Source organism: Cellulomonas hominis (assembly GCF_014201095.1).
GTDB lineage: Bacteria > Actinomycetota > Actinomycetes > Actinomycetales > Cellulomonadaceae > Cellulomonas > Cellulomonas hominis.
Map to the genome: position 1 here is coordinate 2,695,092 of NZ_JACHDN010000001.1, position 17,809 is coordinate 2,712,900.

Annotated in this window: 16 protein-coding genes; 12 read left to right on the plus strand and 4 right to left on the minus strand. The window is 75.2% G+C overall.

Annotated features, from left to right (window positions below; genetic code table 11):
• The first annotated feature begins 22 nt into the window (after positions 1 to 22).
• Complete coding sequence (gene guaA, locus HNR08_RS12680; protein WP_246803202.1) at positions 23 to 1,624, plus strand: glutamine-hydrolyzing GMP synthase; 1,602 nt, start codon at positions 23 to 25, stop codon at positions 1,622 to 1,624.
• Positions 1,625 to 1,965: 341 nt separating this feature from the next.
• Positions 1,966 to 2,457 carry an aromatic ring-opening dioxygenase LigA gene (locus tag HNR08_RS12685; protein WP_146840620.1) on the plus strand — a complete coding sequence of 164 codons (492 nt, stop codon included), beginning with the start codon at positions 1,966 to 1,968 and terminating at the stop codon, positions 2,455 to 2,457.
• A gap of 74 nt (positions 2,458 to 2,531) precedes the next feature.
• On the opposite strand, the gene HNR08_RS12690 is transcribed toward HNR08_RS12685, so the two are convergent.
• Complete coding sequence (locus HNR08_RS12690; RefSeq protein WP_183835032.1) at positions 2,532 to 3,203, minus strand: hypothetical protein; 672 nt, start codon at positions 3,201 to 3,203, stop codon at positions 2,532 to 2,534.
• Entirely contained in the window at positions 3,203 to 4,630 is a 1,428-nt protein-coding gene (locus tag HNR08_RS22400) for a PspC domain-containing protein (protein WP_168431473.1), read from the minus strand. The genes HNR08_RS12690 and HNR08_RS22400 overlap by 1 nt, the downstream gene beginning before the upstream one ends.
• A gap of 135 nt (positions 4,631 to 4,765) precedes the next feature.
• On the opposite strand from HNR08_RS22400, the gene HNR08_RS12700 reads away from it, so the two are divergent.
• The 7 genes from HNR08_RS12700 (at position 4,766) to HNR08_RS12730 (ending at position 12,971) form a co-directional block, all read left to right on the plus strand.
• On the plus strand, positions 4,766 to 6,118 hold the full coding sequence (locus HNR08_RS12700) for an ATP-binding protein (protein ID WP_146840795.1): 1,353 nt from the start codon (positions 4,766 to 4,768) through the stop codon (positions 6,116 to 6,118).
• Positions 6,115 to 6,774, plus strand: coding sequence for a LuxR C-terminal-related transcriptional regulator (locus tag HNR08_RS12705; RefSeq protein ID WP_146840794.1), 660 nt, complete (start codon positions 6,115 to 6,117; stop codon positions 6,772 to 6,774). Before HNR08_RS12700 ends, HNR08_RS12705 begins: the two co-directional genes overlap by 4 nt.
• 64 nt (positions 6,775 to 6,838) lie before the next feature.
• The gene (locus tag HNR08_RS12710; protein ID WP_146840793.1) at positions 6,839 to 7,189 is read left to right on the plus strand and encodes a hypothetical protein; all 351 of its coding nucleotides are present in this window, start codon (positions 6,839 to 6,841) and stop codon (positions 7,187 to 7,189) included.
• Positions 7,186 to 7,671 carry a DUF456 domain-containing protein gene (locus HNR08_RS12715; protein WP_146840792.1) on the plus strand — a complete coding sequence of 162 codons (486 nt, stop codon included), beginning with the start codon at positions 7,186 to 7,188 and terminating at the stop codon, positions 7,669 to 7,671. The genes HNR08_RS12710 and HNR08_RS12715 overlap by 4 nt, the downstream gene beginning before the upstream one ends.
• A gap of 89 nt (positions 7,672 to 7,760) precedes the next feature.
• Positions 7,761 to 9,470: an HNH endonuclease signature motif containing protein gene (locus HNR08_RS12720; protein WP_146840791.1), complete on the plus strand. Its 1,710-nt coding sequence runs from the start codon at positions 7,761 to 7,763 to the stop codon at positions 9,468 to 9,470.
• 229 nt (positions 9,471 to 9,699) lie between these two features.
• Positions 9,700 to 12,267 (plus strand): DNA helicase PcrA, encoded by a 2,568-nt coding sequence (pcrA, locus tag HNR08_RS12725; RefSeq protein WP_146840790.1) that lies wholly within the window; start codon positions 9,700 to 9,702, stop codon positions 12,265 to 12,267.
• Between the two features lie 38 nt (positions 12,268 to 12,305).
• The gene (locus tag HNR08_RS12730; RefSeq protein WP_168431476.1) at positions 12,306 to 12,971 is read left to right on the plus strand and encodes an AIM24 family protein; all 666 of its coding nucleotides are present in this window, start codon (positions 12,306 to 12,308) and stop codon (positions 12,969 to 12,971) included.
• A 253-nt stretch (positions 12,972 to 13,224) separates the two neighbouring features.
• On the opposite strand, the gene HNR08_RS12735 is transcribed toward HNR08_RS12730, so the two are convergent.
• Together HNR08_RS12735 and HNR08_RS12740 are read right to left on the minus strand one after the other, a co-directional pair.
• Positions 13,225 to 13,764 (minus strand): Clp protease N-terminal domain-containing protein, encoded by a 540-nt coding sequence (locus HNR08_RS12735; protein WP_146836882.1) that lies wholly within the window; start codon positions 13,762 to 13,764, stop codon positions 13,225 to 13,227.
• A gap of 36 nt (positions 13,765 to 13,800) precedes the next feature.
• Entirely contained in the window at positions 13,801 to 14,067 is a 267-nt protein-coding gene (locus tag HNR08_RS12740) for a helix-turn-helix domain-containing protein (RefSeq protein ID WP_168431477.1), read from the minus strand.
• 173 nt (positions 14,068 to 14,240) lie between these two features.
• Between HNR08_RS12740 and sucC the strand changes: the two genes are divergently transcribed.
• The 3 genes from sucC to HNR08_RS12755 are packed head-to-tail and all read left to right on the plus strand — an operon-like array spanning position 14,241 to position 17,808.
• Positions 14,241 to 15,425: an ADP-forming succinate--CoA ligase subunit beta gene (sucC, locus tag HNR08_RS12745; protein WP_146836879.1), complete on the plus strand. Its 1,185-nt coding sequence runs from the start codon at positions 14,241 to 14,243 to the stop codon at positions 15,423 to 15,425.
• 55 nt (positions 15,426 to 15,480) lie between these two features.
• A complete protein-coding gene (gene sucD / locus HNR08_RS12750; RefSeq protein WP_146836876.1) occupies positions 15,481 to 16,377 on the plus strand; it encodes a succinate--CoA ligase subunit alpha in 897 nt (298 codons plus the stop codon).
• A 60-nt stretch (positions 16,378 to 16,437) separates the two neighbouring features.
• Positions 16,438 to 17,808, plus strand: a complete 1,371-nt coding sequence (locus tag HNR08_RS12755) for a cell division protein PerM (RefSeq protein WP_183835034.1) — start codon at positions 16,438 to 16,440, stop codon at positions 17,806 to 17,808.
• Position 17,809: the final 1 nt, after the last annotated feature.

The window sequence follows — 17,809 nt, forward strand, 5'->3', positions numbered from 1 at the left end:
CGGCGCGCACTACCCTGGTCCGGTGACCGACGCCTCCGCCCAGCCCGCGCCGACTCCGTCCGACCCGCCCCGTCCCGTGCTCGTCGTCGACTTCGGCGCCCAGTACGCGCAGCTCATCGCCCGCCGGGTGCGCGAGGCGAGCGTCTACTCCGAGATCGTGCCGCACACGGCCTCGGTGCAGGAGATGCTCGCGAAGGACCCGTCGGCGATCATCCTGTCCGGCGGGCCGTCCTCGGTGTACGCCGACGGCGCCCCGTTCGTCGACCCCGCCCTGTTCGACGCCGGCGTGCCCGTGCTGGGCATCTGCTACGGCTTCCAGGCCATGGCGAAGGCCCTCGGCGGCACGGTGGCGCAGACCGGCAACCGCGAGTACGGCGGCACCCCGGTCGAGGTCGTGGCCACGGGGACGGTGCTCGCGGACAGCCCCGAGCAGCAGACCGTCTGGATGAGCCACGGCGACGCGGTGCACGCCGCGCCCGAGGGCTTCGAGGTGCTCGCGACGTCCGCCGGCTCGCCGGTCGCGGCGTTCGAAGACCGCGAGCGGCGGCTGTTCGGCGTGCAGTGGCACCCGGAGGTCAAGCACTCGCCGCTCGGCCAGCGGACCCTCGAGCACTTCCTCTACGAGGGCGCCGGCCTGGCCCCCGAGTGGAACCCCGGCAACGTCATCGCCGACCAGGTCGAGCGGATCCGCGCCCAGGTCGGCGACGCCCGCGTCATCTGCGGCCTGTCCGGCGGCGTCGACTCGTCGGTCGCGGCCGCGCTGGTGCAGAAGGCCGTCGGCGACCAGCTGACCTGCGTGTTCGTCGACCACGGGCTGCTGCGCACCGGTGAGGCCGAGCAGGTCGAGCAGGACTTCGTCGCGTCCACCGGCGTGAACCTCAAGGTCGTCGACGCGCGCGAGCGCTTCCTGCACGCGCTCGCCGGGCACACCGACCCGGAGACCAAGCGGAAGATCATCGGCCGCGAGTTCATCCGCGTGTTCGAGGACGCCGCGCGCGAGATCGTCGAGGAGGCCGGCGCGCACGGCGACGAGGTGAAGTTCCTCGTCCAGGGCACGCTGTACCCCGACGTCGTCGAGTCCGGCGGCGGCGAGGGCGCGGCCAACATCAAGAGCCACCACAACGTGGGCGGTCTGCCGGACGACCTGCAGTTCGCGCTGGTCGAGCCGCTGCGCGCCCTGTTCAAGGACGAGGTCCGCGCGGTCGGTCTGGAGCTCGGCGTGCCGGAGGCCATCGTCTGGCGGCAGCCGTTCCCGGGTCCCGGCCTCGGGATCCGCATCATCGGCGAGGTCACGCAGGAGCGGCTCGACGTGCTGCGCGCCGCCGACGTCATCGCCCGCGAGGAGCTGACCCGTGCCGGCCTGGACCGCGACATCTGGCAGTGCCCGGTCGTGCTGCTCGCGGACGTGCGCTCGGTGGGCGTGCAGGGCGACGGCCGGACCTACGGGCACCCGGTCGTGCTCCGGCCGGTGTCGTCCGAGGACGCGATGACCGCCGACTGGACCCGCCTGCCGTACGACGTGCTGGCGACGATCTCGACCCGGATCACCAACGAGGTGCCGGAGGTGAACCGCGTCGTGCTCGACGTGACGAGCAAGCCGCCGGGCACCATCGAGTGGGAGTGACGCCGCGCTCGCGGCGGTAGCACGACGGCCCGGTGCCCCCTCCGCGGGGTGCCGGGCCGTCGTGCTCCCGGCCCGGGGAGCGTGTCCCGACACGCCGCTCTGCCGGTGACCAGGACGTATGTCCTAGGCTGAACGGGCGTCACCGCGTGGGACGAAAGGCCTGATCGTCAGGAATCTGGGGTTTGTGCACCGCTTCACGAAGCCTCAGGGCGCTTGTCGTATGACCAACGTCCCAGTCTGAGGCCGGCGGGGGGAGGACGCTCTTCCCGTGGGGCTCACCAGGTTCCACCGGATCGGCGAGGGGCCGGTTCGCAACGGGGGTATCTGAAAGGGATCACCACATGTCTACCGTGGCAGCGACGGGCGGCTCGAAGGCTGCTCGCGTCATCGGCATCATCTCGGCGGTCGCCGGTCTCATCATGATCATCGCCGGCGGCATCACCTGGGGCTCGGTCTCCAGCCACCTCGCCGACGAGAACATCACGGTCTCGGAGGACGCGGAGAACTTCGCGGGCCAGCCGGTCACGACGCCGTGGACCGCCTTCGCGCAGGCCGACATCATCAACCGCCACGCCCTCGAGGCCACCGGTGGCAAGACCTACGCCGAGCTCGAGCAGGACGACCCGGTCCGCACGGTCGCGATGAACGCGTCCTTCCTGCGCGCCTCGCTCTTCACCTCCGTCGTCGCCTTCGGCGTCGCGGCGCTGGTCATGGGCCTCGGCGTGCTGTTCATCCTCGTCGGCTACGCCCTCTGGGCCCTGGCCGGCCGCAAGGTCGCGACGGTCGTCGAGCCGCGTGCGACCACCCCGGCGGACGCGGGCCTCAAGGCCTGATCCGACGCAGCACCGCACGAAGGGCCGGTACCCCCGCGGGGGTACCGGCCCTTCGTCGTGCAACCCGGGCGGGCTCAGCGCGCGGCGCGCTGCTCCCGGTTCTTCCGGCGGGCCGCGGTGAGCACCGAGCCCACCAGCAGCGCCACGCCGCCGCCCGCCAGGAGCACGATCAGCGCGAGCTGGACGTCGATCCGCGCGCCCGCCGCCACGGCCAGGATGCCGATGCCGACCGCGGTGACGATCAGGCCCCACACCACCGTCGCCGAGCGCGGACCGTGGTCCTCGGGCAGCGGGGCGGGCTGGGGTGCCGGGGCCGGGGCCGGGCTCGGGCGGCCGGCGGACGCGGGCCCCGGGTAGGTCGACGCGTACGGGGCCGCCGTGGGCCGCGTCGGGTCGGGGGTGCCCGCGCCGGGTACCGCGTACGTCGGCGAGGCGGGGAACGCCGCCGTCGCCGGCTCGACGGGAGCCGGCGCGGCCGGTGCCGGTGCGGGGGCGGCCGCCGGCTCGGGGGCCGCCGGCTCGGGGGCCGCCCCCTCGGGGGCCGCCGGCGCCGGGGCCGCCTCGGTCCGCTCCAGCGGCCGGGTCGCGTCCACCTGCTCGATCCGCTCGGTGGCGTCGGCCGCCTCGACCTGCGCGATCCGCTCGGTCGGGCCGTCGGCGTCCGGGCGCTCGATGCGCTCCGTCACGGGCTCCGCCGCGTCGTCCGGGCGGGCGGTCCCGGGGGACTCGGGTCCGGTGCTGGTCATCAGTCCTCCTCGATGGTGATGCTGCCGACGCCGACCTCGACGGACAGCGCGATCTGCGCGTCCCGTCCGTCGCTCATGGCGTCGCTCGTGAACGTGCGGTCGTGCCCGACGCCGTCGGCGCGCTGCGTGCTGCCGTCGACGTCCCACTCGACGTTCCCGGCCCCGGAGGTCACGTCCGCGGAGACCGCGGCACCCTCCGGGACGATGACGGTCACGTCGCCGAGCCCGCCGCTGATCGGCACGTACAGGGTCTCGTCGGTCAGCGGGACCTGGGTCAGGTCCACGCGGGCCTCGCCGACGCCGAACGAGAAGCCGGCCTCGGCGGCCGCGCGGCTCGTGACCGCGACGTCGACCGACTTGAACGGGTCGCGGTCGCCGCGCCAGCTGTCCCCGTCGCCGAACACGACCGCGGGGCCCGCGATGACCATGCCGATGATCGCGAGGGCGGTCAGGCCGCCCGCGGTGCGGCCGCGCAGGCCGGAGACGATGATCGCGAGGCCCACGAGCACCACCCCGCCGCCGACCACGTACGGGCCGATCGGGCCCTCGTAGACGCCGGCGCGGTCCAGCGCGAGCAGGCCGGCCAGGCCGAGCAGGATCACGGCGACGACGATGCCGGTGAGCGCGGCGCCAGGGCCGCGGCGCGGCGGCTTCTGCGGGCGCGGCGCCGGCGGGACCGGCGGCGTCGGGGGCAGGGGCGGCGTGGGCGGGGGCGGGTTCCAGCCGCGGGCCGGCGGCGGGCCGGCGGGCGTGCTCGACCACGCCGGGGCCGACGTGCCGGGGTGTCCGCCGTAGGGCGGGCGCGGCGCGGCGGCGGGCGGGGGCGGCACCGGGGCGCCGCTCGGGGCGGGCGCGCCGGCCGGGCTGGTGCTGGACATGGGTGCGGGTCCTTCCTGGGACGGGGGCTGCCACGCCGGCGCGGACGGGCGCCGGTCCTTGTTCTGGCGGACGGCGTTCGCGACGATGACGATCCCCGCCACCAGCGCGGCGGCCCACGCGAGGGCGGCGAGCCAGCCGGAGCCGAACGGCCCCCAGCTGAACCACCAGTCGCCCGCGGACAGGCCGACGACGACCAGGATGATCGCGCCGACCAGGGCGAGGTCGAAGTTGCCGCGGATGGTCTCCTCGAGGTGGATCCGGCCGTCGGACTGCTCGGGCAGCAGCGCCCAGGCGAGGCCGTACAGCACGAAGCCGAAGCCCATCAGCATGGTGACGCCCACGATGCCGCGGGCGAGCAGCGGGTCGATGTGGAAGCGGTCCGCCAGGCCGCCCGCCACACCGCCGAGCCACCGGTCGTCGCTGCGGACCAGGCCGGTGCGGCGGATCGAGGCGAAGAACCCGTTCAGGCCGTGGCCGTCCGGGGCGGGTGCCGGCGGGGACTGCGGGGGCACGGGGCCGGGGCCGCGGTCGGGGCTGTCGTTCGTCATGCCTCGATCCTGCTCGGGCGGACGTCCCCGGGGCATCGGGTACCCCCCTGACCCGTCCCTGAAACCCCGGCCGGGGTCCCTGATCCTGGGCCCTGAGGGCCGCTCGGGGGCCTCCGGACGTGTGACCATCGGTGCATGGAGTCCCCGACCCGCCTGCCGCTGCGCCGCCCGGAACGGGGCCGCGTCGTCGGTGGCGTCGCGGCCGGCCTCGCGCTGCACCTCGACATGCCGGTGAAGCTGGTGCGGCTGCTGTTCGTGCTGCTCACGCCGTTCGCGGGCGTCGGGGCCGGGCTCTACGTGTTCTGGTGGGTGACGATCCCCGTCGGCGACCCGCACGCCGTGGCCGGCGCCGAGCGGCCCGCCGCCCTGTCGCGCCTCGCGCCGTCGCAGCAGAGCGAGACCGTCGAGCGCCTGCGCCGGCTGCCCTGGACCGAGATCGCGGTCGGGGTCGCCCTGCTCGCGGGCGCCGTCGCGCTGCTGATCACGCGCACGGGCGGGCAGATCGGCGGCTCCTGGGTCGTGCCCGTGCTGCTGCTGGTCGCGGGCGCCGCGCTGGCCTGGAGCCAGCTCGACGCGATGCAGCGCGAGCGCAGGGCGGGGACCCGGCGGCCGGTCAGCATCCTGCGGCTCGTCGGCGGGCTCGTGATCGCCGGCGTCGGCGTGCTGCTGCTGGTCGGGCAGGAGGCCGCGCCCGGCGCGCTGGTGCAGTCCACGGTGGCGGCCGTCGCGGTGCTCGCCGGCGTCGCCCTGGTGCTCGCACCCTGGTGGCTGCGGCTGGTGCGGGAGCTCGGTGACGAGCGCGCCGCCCGCGCCCGCGAGTCCGAGCGCGCCGACATCGCGGCCCACCTGCACGACTCCGTGCTGCAGACCCTCGCCCTGATCCGGGCGCGTGCCGACGACCCGACCGAGGTCGCCCGGATGGCCCGGGCCCAGGAGCGGGAGCTGCGTGCCTGGCTGTACGACGACCGACCCGCGCCCGGCACCTCGGTCGCCGCCGTGCTGGCCGCGATCGTCGCCGAGATCGAGGACACCCGGACCGGGCCCGACGGGGAGGCGGTCACCATCGAGACCGTCGTCGTCGGCGACACCGAGCCCGACGCGAACACCGACGCCCTGCTGCAGGCCACGCGGGAGGCGCTGCTGAACGCCGTCCGGCACGGGCGTCCGCCGGTGTCGCTGTACCTGGAGGCCGGTCCCGAGGAGGTCGAGGTGTTCGTGCGGGACCGCGGCGACGGGTTCGACCCCGACGCCGTGCCCGCCGACCGGTTCGGCGTCCGGGAGTCCATCCTCGGGCGGGTGCGGCGGCGCGGCGGCACCGCGTCGGTGGTGTGCAAGGACGGCGGCGGCACGGAGGTGCGCCTGAAGGTGCCCGTGCTGCGGGAGGCGAACGGGAACGGCCACGGGGCCGGCGGGCCGGCGGCTCCCGGCGGGAGCGGACCCGGTGCCGGTGCGGCGCCGGCGGCGGACGAGAGGACGATGCAGGGATGAACGAGGCTCCGGTCGACGTGGTGCTGGTCGACGACCACCTGATGTTCCGCGCCGGCGTGAAGGCCTCGCTGGACGCCCGCGTGCGGGTGGTCGGGGAGGCGTCCACGGTCGACGAGGCCGTGCAGGTGGTCCGGGCCGCCCAGCCGCCCGTCGTGCTGCTCGACGTGCACCTCCCCGGCGGGGACGGGGGCGGGGGCGCCGAGGTCATCCGGTCCTGCACGGACCTGCTCGGCGGCACGCGGTTCCTCGCGCTGTCGGTGTCGGACGCCGCGGAGGACGTGGTCGCGGTCATCCGGGCGGGCGCGCGGGGGTACGTCACCAAGGCGATCTCCGGGTCCGACCTGTCCGACGCCGTGCTGCGCGTGGCCGGCGGCGACGCCGTGTTCTCGCCCCGGCTCGCGGGGTTCGTGCTCGACGCCTTCGGGGCGGCGGCCGGCGACGTCGCGACGGGGGACGACGAGCTCGACCGGCTGTCCGCGCGCGAGCGCGAGGTCATGCGGCTGATCGCCCGCGGGTACTCCTACCGGGAGGTGGCGGGCGAGCTGTTCATCTCGATCAAGACCGTCGAGACGCACGTGTCCGCGGTGCTCCGCAAGCTCCAGCTCTCCTCGCGCCACGAGCTGACACGCTGGGCCGCGGCGCGCCGTCTGCTCTGACGCCGGGCGCCGTCCGTGCGATCCTCGTGGCGGACCGTGTCGGGCGAGTGACGAGGAACTGAGCATGGACATCGTGTACGGCCTGCTGGTCGTGCTGCACCTGGTCGGCTGGGCGATCGTGCTGGGCGGCTGCCTGGTGACGCTGCGGCAGCCGGCCTTCCCCAAGGGGGCGCTGCACGGGGCGCTGACCGCGCTCGTGACCGGGCTCGTCATGGTGGGCCTGCGGTCCGCCGAGGTCGGCGGTCTCGAGCCGCCCGACAACGCGAAGATCGCCGTGAAGCTGGTCGTCGCCGTCGTCGTCACCGCCCTGGTCTGGTACGGCACGCGCAAGCCGGAGCGGGTCACCCGCGGGCTCGTCGGCGCGACGCTCGGGCTGACCCTGGTGAACGTGCTCGTCGCCGTGCTCTGGCGGTGAGCCCGCTCGGCGAGGTCGTCGTCGGGCTGGTCATCGCCGTCGGCCTGTTCGGGGTCGTCGTGCAGGTGCTGCCCGGGGCGCTGCTCGTGCTCGGCGCCGTCGCGGTGTGGGCGGTGGTCACCGGCGGCACGGCGGCGTGGGTCGTGCTGGGCGTGGCCCTCGTCGCGACCGTCGTCGCCGGTGTCGCGAAGTACCTCGTGGCGGGCCGGTACCTGACCCGGACGGGCGTGCGGAACCGGGTCCTGGTCGTCGGGGGCGTGCTCGGCGTGGTCGGGTTCTTCGTGATCCCGGTGGTCGGGCTGCCCGTGGGGTTCGTCGGCGGGGTGTACCTCGCCGAGCGGATCCTCGAGCGGCACCCGCACGGCGACGCCTGGCGGGCGACCGTCGCGGCGCTGCGGGCCACCGGGATCACGATCCTCATCGAGCTCGCCGGGGCGCTGGTGGCGACCGGGGCGTGGCTCGCGGGGGTGGCGGCGACCTGATCGGGGCGCTGTCGTCCACAGGGGCGGTTCGGCGTGCGGGTTGTGGATGACCACGCTGGGGTGTCGGTGGGGGTCAGTAGTGTCGGTTCATGGCATCTGACCTGCACGAACACCCCGACGGTGATCCCGTCGCGGATGTCGTGCTGCCCCGGTACGGGGCGGATGGTCGGTGCCTGACGGACTTCGGTCCGGACCCGGTGGCGGGGGCGGCGCGCACGGCGCAGCAGCGGCAGATCGAGGCGATCGCAGGGTGCCCGCCGGGGCCCGAGCTGGATGCGTGGTTGCGGGGCCTGGATCTGTCGGTGCTGCCCGCCGGTGTCGTGCTGGAGGTGGTGGCCGCGTGGGACCGGATGGAGTCCTACGCGCACGCCGGCAAGCTCGCCGCGGTAGCCGAGCTGGTGGTGCGCCCGACGATGGACCCCGACCGCACCCCGGGGCGTGGGGCCGCGCCGGTGGGGCGGGAGCGGGTGGTGGCCGGTGAGGTGGGGATGCGGTTGCGGTTGCCGGTGCTGACCGCCAGCCGGGTGGTGCGTGATGCGGTGCTGCTGGACGGGTTGCTGCAGGCGACCGGTGCGGCGTTGGCGACCGGTCATGTGGATGCCCGTAAAGCGGACACTCTGGTGCGTCGGGCGCGGGACCTGCCCTATGAGGCCACGTTGGCGGTGGAGGATGCGGTGCTGCCGGACGCGGACCAGTGCTCGCACGCGCAGTTCGAGCAGCGGGTGGAGCACGCGATCGCCCTGGTCGACGCCGAGGGCGCCGCGCTCCGGCACGCCAAGGCCCGCGAGGGGCGGCGGGTCACGCACCCGCGGCGGCGGCCGGACGGGATGGCGGCGATGTGGTGCGTCCTGAGCGCCCCGGACGCGGCCCGGTTGGACGGGGTGCTGGACCACACCGCCCGCGCCGCCCGCGCCCTGGGCGACCCGCGCACCCTGGACCAGTTGCGCGCCGACGGGCTGCGCGACCTCGTTGTCGGGGACGTGCCGGCGGTGGAGGGTCCGGCGTTCGAGGTCCGCCTCCACCCGCCCGCATCGCGGCCGGTGCCGGTCGACCGGGCGTGGAGCACCCCGGGTGGACCGCTGCGCTCGCGCCCGATGGCACCGGAACCGACGGCCACGGTCACCCCGATCCCGGCCCCGCATCCCGCGACCGCAGGCACCGGGGCGACCGCCGCTCCCACCTCGGACGCCGCGGAACTCGCCACCCGCGCCCACCGTGGCCGCACCGGCTCGGGGTGCGGCACGTGCGGGGGTCGCCCGGGCGCGCAGGTGCGGGTCACGATCGCCGCGTCCACCCTGCTCGGTCTGGACGACCAGCCCGGGGACCTCGAGGGGTACGGGGCCATCGACGCGGTCACCGCCCGCGCCCTGGCCGCCGGCGGCGACTGGCAACGCATCGTCACCGACCCGCTCACCGAGCAGACCCTCGACGTCGGACGACGCCGGTACCGACCACCGGCAGCACTCGACGAGCACGTGCGCGTCCGGGACAAGACCTGCGCGGCACCCGGCTGCACCGTGCCCGCGGCGCGAGCGGACCTGGACCACACCATCGCCTACCACCCGCAACCCGGCGCCCCACCCGACACACCCCTGGGCGGCACCGACGCGGGCAACCTCGGGCCGCTGTGCCGCGCCCACCACCGCCTCAAGACCGTCGGCGGGTTCCGGCTGCGGCAGATCGCACCCGGCCTGTTCGAGTGGATCACCCCCACCGGCCACCGCTACCTCGTACGCCCCGGCACCGGACGCTCCCTCCACACGACCACCGTCCCCCACGACGCCGAACCACCGTTCTGACACCCCGCCGGTTTCCCGCTCCGGCACATGCGGGGTCCCCGTTCTGACACCTCGAGGGCTTCCCCGGTCCGGCGCCCCGCCGACCCCGTCCCACCCGTGCCGAGCACCACACCGCCGCCGCCCCGACCCGCGCCTCCAGGGAGAACACCGTGCCGAACCGCCCTCGTCCGGAACCACGCCCGCCGGGCGGCTGTGGGTGTCGGTGGTGACGCCTAGGCTTGGTCCCGCCATGACGTCGCTCTTCGAGAACCTGCCCCTGCCCGGCCTCGCCCTCTCCGACCTCGGTCGCCTGCCCGCCGCAGTCCCGCCGCGCGCGGACGGCGCCGACGACGACCCGGGCGCGGGTGCCGACGCCGACCGGGGCGAGCGCGGCGACCGCGGTGCCCGGCGCGCCCCGGCCGTGGACGCCGACGCGCTGCTCGTCGGGCTGAACCCGCAGCAGCGCGCCGCGGTGCTGCACCACGGCGGTCCGCTGCTGATCGTCGCGGGCGCCGGCTCCGGCAAGACCCGGGTCCTCACGCACCGCATCGCGCACCTGCTCGCCACCCGGCAGGCCCGGGCGGGGGAGATCCTCGCGATCACGTTCACCAACAAGGCGGCGGCCGAGATGCGTGAGCGCGTCGCGTCGCTGGTGGGGCCGTCGGCGCGGGCGATGTGGGTGTCGACGTTCCACTCGGCGTGCGTCCGGATCCTGCGCCGCGAGGCCACGACGCTGGGGCTGCGGTCGTCGTTCTCGATCTACGACGCGGCGGACTCGCAGCGGCTGCTCACCCTGGTGGCCCGCGAGCTCGACCTCGACCCGAAGAAGTACCCGCCGAAGGCGCTGGCATCGAAGATCTCGAACCTCAAGGACGAGCTGGTCGACCCGGACACGTTCGCGTCGACGAACGGCGGGTCGGCGGGCAACGACTTCGACCAGACGCTGGCCCAGGTGTACACGCGGTACCAGCAGCGGCTGCGGCAGGCGAACGCCCTGGACTTCGACGACCTCATCATGACGACGGTCAACCTGCTGCAGGCGTTCCCGGCAGTGGCCGAGCACTACCGGCGGCGCTTCCGGCACGTGCTGGTGGACGAGTACCAGGACACGAACCACGCGCAGTACGTCCTGGTCCGCGAGCTCGCGGGTGCGGGGGCGGACGGGGACGACGTGCCGCGCGGCGAGCTGACCGTGGTGGGTGACGCGGACCAGTCCATCTACGCGTTCCGGGGCGCGAGCATCCGCAACATCATGGAGTTCGAGGCGGACTACCCGGACGCGACGACGATCCTGCTGGAGCAGAACTACCGCTCGACGCAGACGATCCTGTCGGCCGCGAACGCGGTGATCAGCAAGAACCCGGGCCGGAAGCCGAAGCGGCTGTGGACCGACTCGGGCTCCGGCCCGAAGATCGTGGCCTACGTGGCGGACAACGAGCACGAGGAGGCCCGGTTCGTCGCGGAGGAGATCGACCGGCTCGGGGACTCCGACGGCGTGCGTCCGGGCGACGTGGCGATCTTCTACCGCGCGAACGCGCAGTCCCGCGCGCTGGAGGAGGTGCTGATCCGCGTCGGCCTGCCGTACAAGGTCGTCGGCGGCACCCGCTTCTACGAGCGCAAGGAGATCAAGGACGCCGTCGCCTACCTGCGGGCGATCGCCAACCCGGACGACGACGTCAACCTGCGTCGCATCCTCAACGTGCCGAAGCGCGGGCTGGGCGACCGGTCGGAGGCGATGGTCGCCGGCTTCGCGGAGCGCGAGCGGATCTCGTTCGGCGCGGCGCTGGACCGGCTGGACGAGGTGCCGGGTCTCGGCACGCGGGCGGTGACGGGGCTGCGGGCGTTCGCGGAGATGATGTCCGACGTCCGCACGCTGGCCGACACCGGTGCGGGGCCGGCGGAGATCCTCGGGTCCGTGCTGGACCGGTCGGGCTACCTGGCGGAGCTGCGTGCGAGCGAGGACCCGCAGGACCAGACGCGCGTGGAGAACCTGGCCGAGCTGCACGCCGTGGCCAGCGAGTTCGAGCAGTCGGAGCCCGAGGGCGACCTCGCCGACTTCCTGGAGCGGGTGTCGCTGGTGGCGGACTCCGACCAGATCCCCTCGGACGACGGCGGGGACGGCGACGCGGACGACAAGCCGGACCAGGGCGTCATCACGCTGATGACCCTGCACACGGCGAAGGGCCTGGAGTTCCCGGTGGTGTTCCTCACCGGCATGGAGGACGGGACGTTCCCGCACATGCGGTCGCTGGCGGACACCGACCAGCTCGCGGAGGAGCGCCGGCTGGCGTACGTGGGGCTGACCCGGGCGCGGGAGCGGCTGTACATCTCGCGCGCGGCGGTCCGCACGGCCTGGGGCGTGCCGAACGAGTTCCCGCCGAGCCGGTTCCTCGACGACCTGCCGGAGGAGCTGCTCGACTGGCGCCGGCGCGAGTCCTCGAACGACCGGCTGCGTGGCCCGGGCGGGTTCCTCGGCGGCCGGTCGGGGTACTCCTCGGGCGGCTCGGGCGGCTACGGCGGCGGGTCCGCCGGCGGCGGGGGCGGCGGCTGGCGCAAGGAGTCCGCCACGCGGCGCAGCTCCGAGCCCCCGCGGAAGGCCCCGGGGTCGGGCGGCGCGACGTTCGGCTCGGCGACGCCCCGCCCGGACGCGGCGATCCCGACGCTGTCGGTCGGCGACCGGGTGACGCACGACGCCTACGGGCTCGGCACGGTGGTCGCGGTCGAGGGCGGCGGGCCGAACGCGGTGGCGAAGGTCGACTTCGGCTCGGAGGGGACGAAGCGGCTGCTGCTGCGGTACTCGCCGGTCACGAAGCTCTGACCTGCGCGGAGGGGGCCGGATCGGGCAGGATCGTCGTCATGCGCAGCCCCCTGTTCGACCAGGCCAACGCCGAGGTCCAGTCCGCCGACCGCTACGCCCTGCAGAGCACGAAGATGCTCAAGGTGACCCTCGGGCCCGACGTGCTCGCCGCCAAGGGCGCGATGGTCGCGCACCAGGGCCAGGTCCAGTTCCACCACGAGTCGTCCGGCTCGCTGGCGCGGTTCGTCAAGCGCGCGGTGAGCGCCGACGACCAGGCGCTGATGCGGGTCTCCGGCCCGGGCGAGGTGTTCTTCGCGCGGTCGGCGGAGCACGTGTTCCTGCTGCAGCTCGAGGGCGACGCGATCAGCGTGGGCGGGTCGTCGCTGCTGGCGTTCGACGCGGAGCTGCACTGGGACATCCACCGCACGAAGGGGGCGGGGATGATGACGGGTGGGTTCTTCAACACGCTCGTCCAGGGGAACGGCACGGTGGCGCTGACGTCGCACGGCCAGCCGATGATCCTGGACTGCTCCCAGCAGCCGACCTACGTGGACCCGAACGCGGCCGTGTGCTGGTCGGCGAACCTCACCCCGGGGGTCGTGTCCAGCATGAACATGAGCTCGATGCTGCGCGGCGGCTCCGGGGAGGCGTTCCAGTACGCGTTCCACGGCCCGGGCTTCGTCGTCGTGCAGCCCTCCGAGGGCTTCCCGATGGTGACCGGCTGAGGTCAGCCCAGCCGGTCCACGATCGCCGCGGCCTCCGCGAGCGTCAGCCACGGCGCCTGCCGCCTGACCTCGCGCGCCGCAGCGACGGGACCGCCCTGCGCCCGCTGCTCGCGCACCCGCTCGACGTCCAGCGGCGGGTCGGCGCGCAGGGCCGGGTCGGCCGGTGTGCCGCCGCCGCTGCTGCCCGCCGGGGGACTGCGGACCCCGTCGGCGCGCCGATGACGTGGGGTGACGGTCGCCCGTCCGGAAGGCGTCAGGCGGCGGCGTCGGCGGCGAGCCGGGCGGTGACGTCCGCGGCGAGCGCGGCCGGGTCGACGCCGGCGCGGACGAGCAGGGCGTGCCCGTCGGTGTCGGTGAGCCGGACGACCGCCAGCAGGACGTGACCGGCCTCGATGCGGCGGTGCCCGAGGCGGATCGCCTCCCGGAGGGCGACCTCCAGGGTCTTCTTGGCCTCGCGCGTGAACGGCAGGTGGCCCGACGACGGCCCGGACCGCCGCCCTGCCCGGTCGAGGGCGCCGGCGCCGAACACCGCGTCGGCCTGCCGCCGCACGGCGTCGAGGTCGATGCCGAGCGCCGCCAGCGCCCCGGCGTCGAGGCTGTCGGAGTCGAACCGGTCGAGCAGGGTCCCCGCGTCGGCGCCGTGGGCGGCGAGGACCTCGGTCGCCGGGTCGTCGGCGCGGGCCAGCGCGACGACGAGGTGGGCGGGGGTGATGCGGGGGTCGCCGAGGTCGCGGGCGACCTCCTGGGCGTGCACGACGGTCCGCCGGGCGCCGGCGGTGAACCTCTCGAACATGGCGGTCTCCTTCGGGGTCGGACCCAGGGCGAGGGGTCAGGGGGTGCGGCGGTGGTGCTTCTGGTGCACGGCCTGCCGGCTGACGCCGAGCGCGTCGGCGACGTCCTGCCAGGACCACCCGAGCTCGCGCGCCCGGGCGACCTGCAGCGCCTCGAGCCGGTCGGCGAGCGCCCGCAGCGAGCGGACGGCCCGAAGCCCGGTGGCCGGGTCGGCGGCGGTGGCGGCGGCGAGCGCCCCGGCGGCCCCGGGGTCCGGGGGGTCGTCGGGAGCGACGGGACGAGCGGGACGAGCGGGATCGGCCATGCGTCAAGGTTGGTTGACACTCCGGCGGCTGTCAAGTCGTGTTGACGTCCCGCTGCGACCTGGGTCACATATCTCGACGTGGAGATATCTCCCGCCCCGGGGGCTACCATCGAGCGCGGCAGAGCAGCCGCATCCCGCGACGGGACCGCAGGGCGAGGGAAGGACCGCAGCAGGTGGACCTGTTCGAGTACCAGGCACGCGACATGTTCGAACGGCACGGGGTGCCCGTCCTCTCCGGGGTCGTCGCGACGACGCCCGCCGAGGCGCGCGCGGCGGCCGAGACCCTGCTGGGCGCCGACGGCGCGACCGGCGTCGTGGTCGTCAAGGCGCAGGTGAAGACCGGGGGACGGGGCAAGGCGGGCGGCGTGAAGCTCGCCCGGTCCGCGGAGGAGGCCGAGCAGCGCGCGGCCGAGATCCTCGGCATGGACATCAAGGGCCACACCGTGCACCGGGTGATGGTCGCCGCCGGCGCGAGCATCGCGAAGGAGTACTACTTCTCCCTGCTGCTCGACCGGGCGGAGCGCCGGTACCTCGCCATGGCGAGCGTCGAGGGCGGCATGGAGATCGAGCAGCTCGCGGTGGAGCGCCCCGAGGCGCTCGCGAAGGTCCCGGTGGACCCCCGCGTCGGCATCGACCAGGCCAAGGCCGACGAGATCGTCGCCGCCGCCGGCTTCGACGCCGAGGTCGCGCCGAAGGTCGCCGCGGTGCTGACGACGCTGTGGGACGTGTACCGCGAGGAGGACGCCACGCTCGTCGAGGTGAACCCGCTCGTGCTCACCGGGGACGGCCGGGTGGTCGCGCTCGACGGCAAGGTCACCCTGGACGGCAACGCGGACTTCCGCCACGAGGACCACGCCGCGCTCGAGGACGCCGCCGCGGCGGACCCGCTCGAGGCGCGCGCGAAGGAGAAGGACCTCAACTACGTCAAGCTCGACGGCGAGGTCGGCGTCATCGGCAACGGCGCGGGCCTGGTCATGAGCACGCTCGACGTGGTCGCGTACGCCGGGCAGCAGCACGGCGGCGTGAAGCCGGCGAACTTCCTCGACATCGGCGGCGGCGCCTCGGCCGAGGTGATGGCGGCGGGTCTGGACATCATCCTGTCCGACCCGCAGGTCAAGGCCGTGTTCGTCAACGTGTTCGGCGGCATCACGGCGTGCGACGCGGTCGCGAACGGCATCGTGGCGGCCCTGGGCATCCTCGGCGACCACGCGACGAAGCCGCTGGTCGTGCGGCTGGACGGCAACAACGTGGTGGCGGGCCGGCGCATCCTGCGCGACGCCGCGCACCCGCTCGTCACGCTGGCGGACACGATGGACGGGGGCGCCGCCGAGGCCGCGCGCCTGGCCGCGACCGCCTGAGCGCCGCCCGAGACCAGCTTCGACGCAGAGACGCAGAGACGAGAGACAGCGCAAAATGGCGATCTTCCTGACCGCGGAGTCCAAGGTCATCGTGCAGGGCATGACCGGCTCCGAAGGCAGCAAGCACACGACCCGGATGCTGGCGGCCGGCACGACCATCGTGGGCGGCGTGAACCCCCGCAAGGCCGGCACCAGCGTCGAGTACCCGCGCGGCGACGGCTCCGGCCTCACCGTGGCGATCCCCGTGTTCGGCTCGGTGCAGCAGGCCGTCGACGCCACCCGCGCCGACGTGTCGGTGATCTTCGTGCCGCCGGCCTTCACCAAGGCCGCCGTGATCGAGGCCGTCGACGCGGGCGTGCCGCTGATCGTGATCATCACCGAGGGCGTCCCGGTCGCCGACACCGCCGAGTTCTTCGCGTACGCGCAGGACAAGGGCGTGCGGCTGGTCGGCCCCAACTGCCCCGGCCTGATCAGCCCCGGGAAGTCGAACGTCGGCATCATCCCCGCGGACATCACGGGCCCGGGCCGGATCGGGCTGGTGTCGAAGTCCGGCACGCTGACCTACCAGATGATGTACGAGCTGCGGGACCTCGGGTTCTCGACGGCCGTCGGCATCGGCGGCGACCCGATCATCGGCACCACGCACATCGACGCCCTCGCGGCGTTCGAGGCGGACCCCGACACCGACCTCATCGTGCTCATCGGCGAGATCGGCGGCGACGCGGAGGAGCGGGCGGCCGCGTACATCTCCGCGCACGTGACGAAGCCGGTCGTCGGCTACGTCGCCGGCTTCACCGCCCCGGAGGGCAAGACGATGGGCCACGCCGGCGCGATCGTCTCCGGCTCCGCGGGCACCGCGCAGGCGAAGAAGGAGGCCCTCGAGGCCGCCGGGGTGAAGGTCGGCACGACGCCGACCGAGACCGCCGAGCTCGCCCGGGCGCTCCTGAGCTGACCTCGCGGCGCGCCGGGGCGGTTCGGCCGCCCCGGCCGCCGTGGCGGGGACCATGGTGCGGTGAGCAACGCGCCGAGCACCCGTCCCCGCCGCCGGGTGGTCGACGACGCCGCGGGGCCGCGGTTCTTCGTCAGCGACCTCGACGGCGCCCCGCGGTGGCTCGGCGGCATGCTCGCCGGCCTGCAGGCGGCGCTGCTGTCGCTGCTCGTCGTCGTGCTGCCGGCGGTCGCCGCGTACGTCGCGACCTCCTCCGCCCCGGCGACCGCGGGCGTCCCGTGGACGCGGGCGGTCTCGGTGGCGTCCGGCCTGTGGCTGCTCGCGCACGGCGTGCCGATGACGCTGGCGCCCGGGGTCACGCTCGTGCCGCTGGGGCTCACGGCGCTCGCGCTGTTCGGCTGCTACGCGTCGGCGCGCCGGTCCGGGTACGCCACCCGGTCCGCGCTCGGGGCGGGCGTCGGGGCCTACGCGGGGGTCGTCCTCGTCGTCGGCCTCGCGACCGGGGTCCCGCTGCTGCACCTCGGCGCGGGCCTGCTCGGTGCCGCGGTGCTCGCCGCCGTCGGGCTGGGCGCGGGGCTGCTGCGCCGGCCGGAGGCGCCGCGGCTGCGGGACGTGCTCGAGCCGGTCCGCGCGCGGCTGCCCGAGCCCGTCGCGCACGGCATCGCCGCCGGGACGACCGCGCTGGCGACGCTGGTGCTGCTCGCGGCGCTGCTCGCGACGGCGTGGGTGGTCATGGGCCGCACGGCGGTCGCCGAGGTGGTGCACGGTCTCGACCTCGACCCCGTCGGGGGTGCGGTCCTCGCGATCGCCGAGCTCGCCTACGTGCCGACCCTGGTGCTCTGGGCGCTCGCCTGGCTGGCCGGCCCGGGGTTCGCCGTCGGCACGGGGACCCTGTTCAGCGCGGGCGAGGCGCAGGCCGGGGCGCTGCCCGCGGTGCCGCTGCTGGGCGCGCTGCCGGCGCCGGACATCGCGGGCGGCGTGCTGGTCGCGATGCCGGTCGTGACGGTGCTCGCCGGTGCCGCGACCGCCTGGGTGCTGCGCCGCCGGCTGGTCACGGAGCGGGCGCTCGACCCGCTGGTCGCCGGGCTGACGGCCGCCGGGACCGCGGGGCTCGGGGCGCTGCTGCTCGCGGCCCTCGCGCGCGGCGGGATCGGTCCCGGTCGGATGGCCGGGCTCGGGCCCGAGCCGGTGCTCGTGGGGCTGGCCGTCGCCGCGGGCGTGGCCGCCGGCTCGCTGGTCGTGCTGCTGCCGGGCGACCCGCACGTGCGCGCGCTGGTGCTCCGCGGGGTGCGACGGACGCGCGACGGCGCCGTGGGCCTCGCGCGGCGGGACGAGGGGCACCGTGGGGATCGTGGCGACCGTGGGCCCGGCGGGGACGCCGGCGACGCCGGGGGCACGCCCGCACCCGGGGCGGCCGGCGCGGACGGCGGGTGAG

Coding starts and splice junctions, on each gene's coding strand:
- HNR08_RS12685 (WP_146840620.1), top strand. CDS start 1,966: ATGTCTACCGTGGCAGCGACGGGCGGCTCGAAGGCTGCTCGCGTCATC.
- HNR08_RS12690 (WP_183835032.1), bottom strand. CDS start 3,203: ATGACCAGCACCGGACCCGAGTCCCCCGGGACCGCCCGCCCGGACGAC.
- HNR08_RS22400 (WP_168431473.1), bottom strand. CDS start 4,630: ATGACGAACGACAGCCCCGACCGCGGCCCCGGCCCCGTGCCCCCGCAG.
- HNR08_RS12700 (WP_146840795.1), top strand. CDS start 4,766: ATGGAGTCCCCGACCCGCCTGCCGCTGCGCCGCCCGGAACGGGGCCGC.
- HNR08_RS12705 (WP_146840794.1), top strand. CDS start 6,115: ATGAACGAGGCTCCGGTCGACGTGGTGCTGGTCGACGACCACCTGATG.
- HNR08_RS12710 (WP_146840793.1), top strand. CDS start 6,839: ATGGACATCGTGTACGGCCTGCTGGTCGTGCTGCACCTGGTCGGCTGG.
- HNR08_RS12720 (WP_146840791.1), top strand. CDS start 7,761: ATGGCATCTGACCTGCACGAACACCCCGACGGTGATCCCGTCGCGGAT.
- pcrA (WP_146840790.1), top strand. CDS start 9,700: ATGACGTCGCTCTTCGAGAACCTGCCCCTGCCCGGCCTCGCCCTCTCC.
- HNR08_RS12730 (WP_168431476.1), top strand. CDS start 12,306: ATGCGCAGCCCCCTGTTCGACCAGGCCAACGCCGAGGTCCAGTCCGCC.
- HNR08_RS12735 (WP_146836882.1), bottom strand. CDS start 13,764: ATGTTCGAGAGGTTCACCGCCGGCGCCCGGCGGACCGTCGTGCACGCC.
- HNR08_RS12740 (WP_168431477.1), bottom strand. CDS start 14,067: ATGGCCGATCCCGCTCGTCCCGCTCGTCCCGTCGCTCCCGACGACCCC.
- sucD (WP_146836876.1), top strand. CDS start 15,481: ATGGCGATCTTCCTGACCGCGGAGTCCAAGGTCATCGTGCAGGGCATG.